Genomic DNA, 7,736 nt, shown 5'->3' on the forward strand with positions numbered 1-7,736 from the left:
TGGAGTTTCAAGACACAATCTTGACAATTTTGACAAAACGAAAAAAAATCTTACACGTTTTGTTAGAAACGCGGTCTGCGGACCGTTTTACCGTAGGAAGCCCCCGCGGATAGCGGGGCAACGGTGAGGAGTATTATGGATAAGGAAAAGGCGCTCGATATTGCCCTGGCGCAGATCGAGAAACAGTTTGGTAAGGGGACGATTGTCCGGCTCGGGGAGAAATCTATTGAGCCAATTGAAGTGATTCCGACCGGGGCGCTCGCGCTCGATCTGGCGCTGGGTGTGGGAGGAATCCCCAAGGGCCGTATCATTGAGATCTACGGCGCGGAATCGTCGGGTAAGACCACGGTTGCGGCGCACATTGTTGCGCAAGCCCAGAAGCAGGGCGGTATCTGCGCCTACGTGGATGTCGAGCACGCCGTGGACCCGATCTACTTCAAGGCGCTCGGAGTAAACTTAGACACGCTACTGATCTCTCAGCCCAGTACGGGAGAAGAGGCGCTGGAGATCGTGGATGCACTTGTGCGCTCCAACGCCGTCGCGCTGGTCGTTCTTGACTCGGTTGCCGCGCTCGTGCCCAAGGCCGAGATCGAGGGCGACATGGGCGACAGCCACGTCGGGATGCAGGCGCGTCTGATGAGCCAGGCACTGCGCAAGATCACCGGCTCTCTCAGCAAGACCAACACGTCCGCGATCTTTATCAACCAGCTCCGTGAGAAGATTGGGGTCATGTTCGGCAACCCGGAGACGCAGCCCGGTGGGCGTGCCCTGAAGTTCTACTCATCGGTGCGCCTGGATGTTCGCCGTATCGAGACACTCAAGATCGGCAACGACATGGTTGGAATCCGTACACGTGTCAAGGTCGTCAAGAATAAAGTCGCCCCACCTTTCAAGCAGGCCGAGTTTGACATCATGTTCGGCCAGGGAATCTCCCGTGCGGGCTCGATTGTGGATATCGGCACCGAGCTTAATGTGGTCACCAAGTCCGGCGCGTTCTATTCCTACAAGGGCGAGCGCCTCGGCCAGGGGCGTGAGAACGCGAAGAAGTTCCTTGAGGAGCACCCCGCGATGATGGACACCATTGAAGGGGAGATTAAGAACTCGGGTGTTGCGGATGAAGTCTTGTCTTTGGGAGCAACTGCCGCCTCGGCTACCGAGGAGTAGGCTCTCTTCCAGCTTCCAGAACAATTCTGGTACGATAGGGGGCATGCTGAAAACGCTTGCCCCTTTTAATTTTTCGGAGTGCGCCGCCGTGCAGGCAGCTTTTGCGGAGTGCCCCCTGCTTCCTCTGATTCAAGGCTGGCAACAAAACTCTACATCACAACCAAGCGGCCTACCTGCTACGGCGCAGCTTGGCTGGCGTGAGGGACGGGTCTGGGCGCTGGGGACGCTGACCGACAACGATGTTTTCAACGACGCCACTGCTGACAACCAGAACACTTGGGAGCTAGGTGATGTCTTTGAGGTATTTGTGCGCCGCTCGGACAGCGATGCCTACACCGAGGCACATGTCACGCCCAATGCGATTCGGTTGCATCTGAAGTTCCCTGACCGCGCGACGATTGCTCTTGCGCGAGGCGGGCAGCTAGACGGCGATATTCTCAAGCAAGACCCAACTCAAATTATCGGGCAGGCGTGGCGAACGGAAGCAGGCTGGATTGGTTTACTCGGCGTGCCTCTAAACGCTACCTCAGGTGACCCAATCCGCGTGAGCGTCTGCCGCTACGATGCGCATCGTGGTTCAAACACGGAGCCTGATGTGGCCTCGACCTCAAACCATGCCGAGTGCGACTTCCACCGCCCCGATGACTGGCCGGAATACATGATCGCCCCCTAACCCCCGCCCGGCGGGGGTTAGGGGGTTGGCCGCTTCGCCTCGACGATCTGGGCGTTGAAGATGCCGTGGGTACTGGAAACCGTGACACCATTGCCGACGACACAGTTTTCGAGATATGTCCCGGCTTTAACAATCGCTCCGTCCCAGAGCACGGAGTTCTTCACGATAGCTCCCGCCTCAATGATCGCGTTTTTCCCGACAACCGTGTAGTCCGAGAGGGTGCCGTGCACTTGTGCGCCCTCGCAGACGAAGCAGTTCTCGCTAACGCGTGCTCCGGCGGGGAAGACAACGCGAACCGCGCCGTCTAAGCAGTCGCGCTGGGCTTTTCGATAGATCGTGAGATTACCGACATCTTCCCAGTACGCATCCGTCGGCACCGCAAGCATAGGCTCTCCAGCGGCCAAAAGTGTAGGTAGAACGTCTTTGCCGAAGCCGTAAAAAGTGGCGGCGGGGATGGTATCGAAAACGCGCTGCTTAAACAGATAGACACCCGTGTTGGCAAGATTGGAGAACGCCTCGCCCGGCTTGGGCTTTTCTTGGAAACGCGTAATGAAGTTATCTGCATCCGTCACCGCGATCCCAAACTGCGAGGGGTCTTCCACGCGCTTGGCCCCGATGGTCGCCGTCGCATTTTTCGCCTTATGCTCCGCGATAATCGCCCCAAAGTCCATGTCGGAGAGATCGTCACCGCCGACTACCATAAACGTGTCGTCGTCTGAGTCACGGAAAAACGCCTCACAGCGCTTGACTCCGCCCGCGTCGCCCCATAACTCGTCTTCCACGGAGTAGGAGACTTTCACTCCGTAGGACGAGCCATCGCCAATGACTGTCATGAGCTTTTCGCCTAAATACTGCACATTGATCATGATCTCCGTAACACCGTAGTGCTTGAGGTGATCCAGAATATGCCCGATCACGGGCTTGCCGACAACGGGAACGGCGGGCTTGGGAAGGGAGCGCGTGAGGGGATCGAGCCGCGAACCGATCCCTGCGCCTAAAACCATGGCTTTCATACAGCTTGGATTATGGGCTAAATGGGAACAGAAGAAAAGCTATTTGGGTTAAGAGTGTCGTGAAAACTGAAATACTTTTAGGTAAGTCCGTCTTGTTGACGGGGGCAACGGGTGGAATCGGGCAGGCAGTCGCGCTGCCACTTGCGCATGCGGGGGCACTCTTGACGCTCTCAGGGCGCAGCAACGCGAAGCTAGAAGCGCTCGCGACGCACTTGGAGAAAGAGACAGGCAGGCGCCCCAAGACGGTTGTGGCGGATCTTGGGCGGGCACCCCACGTGGAAAAACTCGTGACCGAGGCTGCGAGTGACAGTGGCCTTGATATTGTGGTGAACGCCGCGGGAGTTGGGCTGATCAAGGCACTGGAGCACATCACCCCTGAGGAAATGACCCTCACTCTGGCGGCGAATCTCTACGGTGCCATGCTACTATCGCAAGCTACTGTGAAGGTCATGGTGCCCCAGAAATCCGGGCACATTCTGCACGTCGTTGGGATTCTGGGCAAGGCTCCGATGGCTCAGGCTAGTGTCTACTGCGCGAGTAAGTACGGCCTCACTGGTTTTTTGCAGGCGCTCCGGGCGGAGGTTTCCCGGCGACATAACATCAAAGTGACCGGGCTCTATCTGGGCGGTGTGGACACCCCGTTCTACGACAATCCCGCTATCGAGATGAAAGTTCAGCGCGACAAGATGCTCTCTGCCACTGATGCCGCTGAGGCGATTCTCTACGCCCTCACACAGCCCGCGCACCTTGTGCTGGGGGAACTCACGCTCCAGCCTGAGAGCCACCAGCTCTAGCACAAACGAGGACGAGGCAACAAGTTGGTCTCGCTCAGTGCTTCGCGGGTGACCCTCCGGGTCAGGAAACCAAGTTTACGCACTCGGAGAGTGCCCGGCGAAGCCTCTAGCGAGTTGGTTTTCAACCACTCGTTTTCGTTTAGGTGTTGCGCTCGACGATATAGCGGGCGATCTCGCGCAGCGGCTCAGCAGACTGTCCGAAGATTTCTAGTGCCTCCAGAGCCTCCTGTTCGGCGGCACGTGCGAGGCGCTTGCTTTCGTCGAGGCCAACGAGCTTGGGGTACGTGGCTTTATCGTGCTTGAGATCCGAGCCTGCGGGCTTTCCCAGAGTCGCATCGTCGCCCGTCACGTCTAAAATATCGTCCACGATCTGAAAGGCCATGCCGATGCACTCGCCGTAGTGCGAGAGAGAACTTTGCTGATGGGCCGGAGCGCCGTAGGCTCCTGCAAGCACGCTGGCTCGTAGAAGCGCTCCGGTCTTGTGGGCATGAACACGCTGGAGCTGCCCCAGCGTGATAGACTTCCCCTCGGCTTCCAGATCCTCGGCCTGGCCCTGGCACATTTGGCCACAAGCCTGAGCAAAGAGCGGGGCGTGGGTTGGGGCTACCGCGAAGGCCAGGGCGTGCAGAGCATCGCCTGCCAGAATTGCCAACGCTTCGCCGTATTTTACATGGCAGGTGGGCAGGCCGCGCCGAAGATCATCGTCGTCCATTGCGGGCATATCGTCGTGGATTAGGGAGAACGTGTGGATCATCTCCAGAGCGCAAGCAGCGGGGAGAACCCCTTCGATATTGCTTCCCACGGCCTCGGCGGCGGCGATGCACAGCAGTGGACGAAGCCGCTTGCCACCTGCCAGGAGCGAGTAGCGCATCGCCTCGCGGAGCTGCGAGCCGTCGGGGGGGCAGAAAACAGCGAGCGCGTCGCTGACGTGGGCGACGCGCTCTAGTGTGTAACGATCTAGGTCAAAGGACATGACGCCGCTATTGTACCTGCTGAGGAAGTTTAGCGAATGTTGGGAACAAGCTTAATCCGGTTGATATCAATTTTTAGATCCTTGAAGGCTTTGGTGAGCTCCGCAAAGTCAACAAAAATCGGATAGGCATGAACCCACATAGAGTAGGAGCCGATATTGCGACAGCCGTACTTTACCCAGGCATAACCGCCTTTCGTTCCGTAGCCGCACTCATCGCCCCAGTTCTCGCCCCAGGAGTTCTTGATGAGCCATGCCTGCTTGCTATCGTCCCAGCCAATAAGAAGCACGACATGGGTGATGCCCGCGTTCTCTAGGCCGTCGTTGACCACGGTTGCCTCGCCGCCGTAGCTGCCAAAAGCACCTCCCGCATTGAGGCACGTGGTGATGGGGCCGTGCTCGCAGAGCGCCTGCTTGAGCTGCGCTACGCTTGCTTTACCCCCCTCGGCCAGCACTCCCCAGGAGATTGCTCGGTACGGCTTGAAACGCGCCGGGTCGGGAGTGCCCTGCACGCCGGTATCAGGGACTTCTGTCTCGCTTACCGTTCCCCCGGAGACGAGGTAAGTCATGGTCTTGCCGGGGTCACCGCCGGGCGGATAGTTGATGACTCCCGCACCACTATTGCTGATCAAATACTGCTCGGAGACATCTGTGGGCTGGTTGTTGCGCACCAGCATGGAGGCCTCGAACGCCGCTGCTGGGCCGTAGGCCCAGCACGTACCGCCGAGCTGCTGGCGCACATTGGTTACCTCTCCCGCCGCACGCCAGTCCCACTTTCCCAGTTTGGGCGTAGGAGCCAGGCGGAAAATTGGGATTTTCAGTCGCAACGAGGGGTCTTTGAGGAGCGCCACATCTACCGCGCGGCGCTCCGCCTCCAGTAGCTTGACGGCATCGGCGTTTTGCTGACGAAGGACACTGGGTGAGAGGGTTGTGTTGCTGAGACCAAAAAGTTTAGAGTCGGGAAGCTCGGTGGCGCTGGTATGGGCGATGCGGAACGTGCCTCCCCGTTGCTTGATCTCAGTGCGCAGACTCTCAAGCTTGAGCTTAAGGACAGGACTGAGCTGGAGATCGCGCTGGCGATAGAAAGCGGCTTTACCTTGCGCAAATGCGCCAATGGCCAGGCAGAGAGCTGCTCCAGCGAGCAAAAAGTGACAGGTGTTTTTCATAGTAACCTCAGAGAACATTATGCCCTACTTGCGTTACTTGTAACGTTACCAAAACGACCTATTCTGAGTTACCCCGGTATTTTTTTCGCCCAACGCTCCGCTGCTACCACGGTCTGCTCTAGAAGCGTGGCGATGGTCATCGGGCCGACACCGCCGGGGACGGGTGTGATGGCGCTCGCCACGGCGGCGCAGCTCTCAAAGTGACAGTCGCCGACATCGTGGCCACGGCCTTCGACTCGGTTGTAGCCCGCGTCTAGCACCACGACGCCGGGTTTGAGCATGTCGCCTGTGATCAGCTCCGGGCGGCCCACGGCGGCGACCAGAATATCGGCCTGGCGGGTGAACTCGGCGAGGTTCTGGGTCTTGCTATGGCAGATCGTGACGGTAGCATTGGCATTGAGAAGCGCAATGGCCATCGGCTTGCCTAAAATCACCGAGCGCCCGATCACCACGGCGTGCTTGCCAGCCGGATCAATACCGTAGCGTTTCATCAGAGTCATCATGCCCTGCGGGGTGCAAGACACAAAGCTGGGGTGGCCGAGAACAAGATCGCCTAAACTGGCTCGCCCGATGCCATCTACATCTTTGGCCGGGTCTACAGTGCCAAGAATTTCGTCTTCATCCAAGCCCTTGGGCATGGGGTGCTGCACGAGAATCCCGTGGACTGTCGGGTCCGCGTTGAGGCTGTGGATGCAGGCGAGGACTTCTTCCTGGGTCGCATCGTTCCCAAAGACGTGTTCAAAGGAAGTGATGCCCACTTTGGCGCAGGCCTTTCGCTTCATCGAGACATAGGTAAGGGAGGCGGGATTGTCGCCTGCAAGCACCGCAGCGAGACCGGGCGTGATGCCGTAGTCTTCTTTAAGCTTTGCAGTGCGTGTGGCCACTTCGGCGCGGATCGCCTTGGCTGTAGTGGCACCATCGAGAATAAGAGGTTCGGACACGGTACAGCATTGTACCCTGTCTTCGTTTATTCTTCTGTGACTGTATCGTCGCTTTCACGGGAACGAATCAGCCCACCAATGACGCCATTAATAAACTTAGCGGCCTCAGGGGTAGAGTATTTTTTAGCAAGCTCCACGGCCTCATTGGCGACGACGCCATCGGGTGCCCCGGAGAGCCCGAAGAGAATTTCGGTTGTCGCGATACGCAGAATATTGCGATCCACGATGGTTTGTTGATTGAGAGGGTAGTGTGTAGAATGCTGTGCGATAGCGGCATCGGCGTCATCTTGGTGGGAGAGGGTGCCATCAACCAACAGGCAGCTAAACTCCGCCGCCTCCTCCTCAAGCTTATTGGCCGCGACAGTCTCTTGTTGGGCAATATCGCGTGGAGTCTTGCCTACCTCCATCATGTAGAGGATACGCAGTGCCGTCTCACGAGCTGCTCGTCGGGAAGAAGGGGAGGGGGTTTTCGCCATAACGCGGCTATTGTATCGCATCCCCCTCTCCCTATCGGTATCGGATTCCCTCGCTTGCGGGGGTTAGGGGGTGGCTGCGGGTACGACAAGGCGCTGGCCTGGCTCTAGCTTGCCGCTGATGTCTCCGTTGAGGGTAGAGATGATGGCAATATTGTCCATGGTTGAAGTTCCACGTACACTGTAGCGCCGGGCGATACTCCACAGGGAGTCTCCTGGTGCGACGGTGACCACTTCTGTGGAGTTGATCTCAGGCAGCCGTTGCGCTGTTTTATCCCTCAGAGGAGCCGCTGAGCGCGCCACCGTGGCTGCTAGAGCGACTCCGGCCACTGTCAGAGCAACCCAGAGAGCCCGTCGCTTAAATTGATAAACACGCCGTTGTCGGGCAACAAGCACCCGCTGCTGTGCGTACAGACGAAATTTCTTATCTTCATCTGTCCAGAAGTTCCCCCCGTTGCTACTTTCCCACACCATGATAATACTCACCTTCTGGCTAAACACTCCGCTCCAACAAAGTAAAGCGGAAAACAAATTTCAGCAAA

General features: G+C 58.0%; 9 protein-coding genes. 3 read left to right on the top strand and 6 right to left on the bottom strand.

Features of this window, described 5'->3' with window-relative positions:
- Nucleotides 1–135: 135 nt before the first annotated feature.
- Together recA and ACH2EH_RS24840 are read left to right on the top strand one after the other, a co-directional pair.
- On the top strand, nt 136–1,164 hold the full coding sequence (recA, locus tag ACH2EH_RS24835; RefSeq protein WP_395146048.1) for a recombinase RecA: 1,029 nt from the start codon (nt 136–138) through the stop codon (nt 1,162–1,164).
- A 43-nt stretch (nt 1,165–1,207) separates the two neighbouring features.
- Nucleotides 1,208–1,837, top strand: a complete 630-nt coding sequence (locus tag ACH2EH_RS24840) for a hypothetical protein (RefSeq protein ID WP_395146050.1) — start codon at nt 1,208–1,210, stop codon at nt 1,835–1,837.
- A gap of 17 nt (nt 1,838–1,854) precedes the next feature.
- Here ACH2EH_RS24840 and ACH2EH_RS24845 read toward each other — a convergent pair whose 3' ends face one another.
- Complete coding sequence (locus ACH2EH_RS24845; RefSeq protein WP_395146052.1) at nt 1,855–2,841, bottom strand: sugar phosphate nucleotidyltransferase; 987 nt, start codon at nt 2,839–2,841, stop codon at nt 1,855–1,857.
- A gap of 68 nt (nt 2,842–2,909) precedes the next feature.
- Here ACH2EH_RS24845 and ACH2EH_RS24850 point away from each other — a divergent pair, with 68 nt between their 5' ends.
- On the top strand, nt 2,910–3,644 hold the full coding sequence (locus tag ACH2EH_RS24850) for an SDR family oxidoreductase (protein ID WP_395146054.1): 735 nt from the start codon (nt 2,910–2,912) through the stop codon (nt 3,642–3,644).
- 139 nt (nt 3,645–3,783) lie between these two features.
- Here ACH2EH_RS24850 and ACH2EH_RS24855 read toward each other — a convergent pair whose 3' ends face one another.
- The 5 genes from ACH2EH_RS24855 to ACH2EH_RS24875 form a co-directional block, all read right to left on the bottom strand.
- Nucleotides 3,784–4,617 (bottom strand): polyprenyl synthetase family protein, encoded by an 834-nt coding sequence (locus ACH2EH_RS24855; protein ID WP_395146056.1) that lies wholly within the window; start codon nt 4,615–4,617, stop codon nt 3,784–3,786.
- A 29-nt stretch (nt 4,618–4,646) separates the two neighbouring features.
- Nucleotides 4,647–5,780: a C1 family peptidase gene (locus ACH2EH_RS24860; RefSeq protein WP_395146058.1), complete on the bottom strand. Its 1,134-nt coding sequence runs from the start codon at nt 5,778–5,780 to the stop codon at nt 4,647–4,649.
- A 68-nt stretch (nt 5,781–5,848) separates the two neighbouring features.
- Nucleotides 5,849–6,721, bottom strand: a complete 873-nt coding sequence (folD, locus tag ACH2EH_RS24865) for a bifunctional methylenetetrahydrofolate dehydrogenase/methenyltetrahydrofolate cyclohydrolase FolD (RefSeq protein ID WP_395146060.1) — start codon at nt 6,719–6,721, stop codon at nt 5,849–5,851.
- Between the two features lie 26 nt (nt 6,722–6,747).
- A complete protein-coding gene (gene nusB, locus ACH2EH_RS24870; protein WP_309695988.1) occupies nt 6,748–7,197 on the bottom strand; it encodes a transcription antitermination factor NusB in 450 nt (149 codons plus the stop codon).
- 63 nt (nt 7,198–7,260) lie between these two features.
- The gene (locus tag ACH2EH_RS24875) at nt 7,261–7,668 is read right to left on the bottom strand and encodes a LysM peptidoglycan-binding domain-containing protein (RefSeq protein WP_395146062.1); all 408 of its coding nucleotides are present in this window, start codon (nt 7,666–7,668) and stop codon (nt 7,261–7,263) included.
- Between the last annotated feature and the right edge of the window lie 68 nt (nt 7,669–7,736).

The sequence above is a fragment of the Armatimonas sp. genome (genome assembly GCF_043760365.1).
GTDB lineage: Bacteria > Armatimonadota > Armatimonadia > Armatimonadales > Armatimonadaceae > Armatimonas.

What these genes read in the sequence shown, in the direction of transcription:
- ACH2EH_RS24860 (WP_395146058.1), bottom strand. Translation starts at nt 5,780, where the DNA reads ATGAAAAACACCTGTCACTTTTTGCTCGCTGGAGCAGCTCTCTGCCTG.
- nusB (WP_309695988.1), bottom strand. Translation starts at nt 7,197, where the DNA reads ATGGCGAAAACCCCCTCCCCTTCTTCCCGACGAGCAGCTCGTGAGACG.
- recA (WP_395146048.1), top strand. Translation starts at nt 136, where the DNA reads ATGGATAAGGAAAAGGCGCTCGATATTGCCCTGGCGCAGATCGAGAAA.
- ACH2EH_RS24840 (WP_395146050.1), top strand. Translation starts at nt 1,208, where the DNA reads ATGCTGAAAACGCTTGCCCCTTTTAATTTTTCGGAGTGCGCCGCCGTG.
- ACH2EH_RS24875 (WP_395146062.1), bottom strand. Translation starts at nt 7,668, where the DNA reads ATGGTGTGGGAAAGTAGCAACGGGGGGAACTTCTGGACAGATGAAGAT.
- ACH2EH_RS24855 (WP_395146056.1), bottom strand. Translation starts at nt 4,617, where the DNA reads ATGTCCTTTGACCTAGATCGTTACACACTAGAGCGCGTCGCCCACGTC.
- ACH2EH_RS24845 (WP_395146052.1), bottom strand. Translation starts at nt 2,841, where the DNA reads ATGGTTTTAGGCGCAGGGATCGGTTCGCGGCTCGATCCCCTCACGCGC.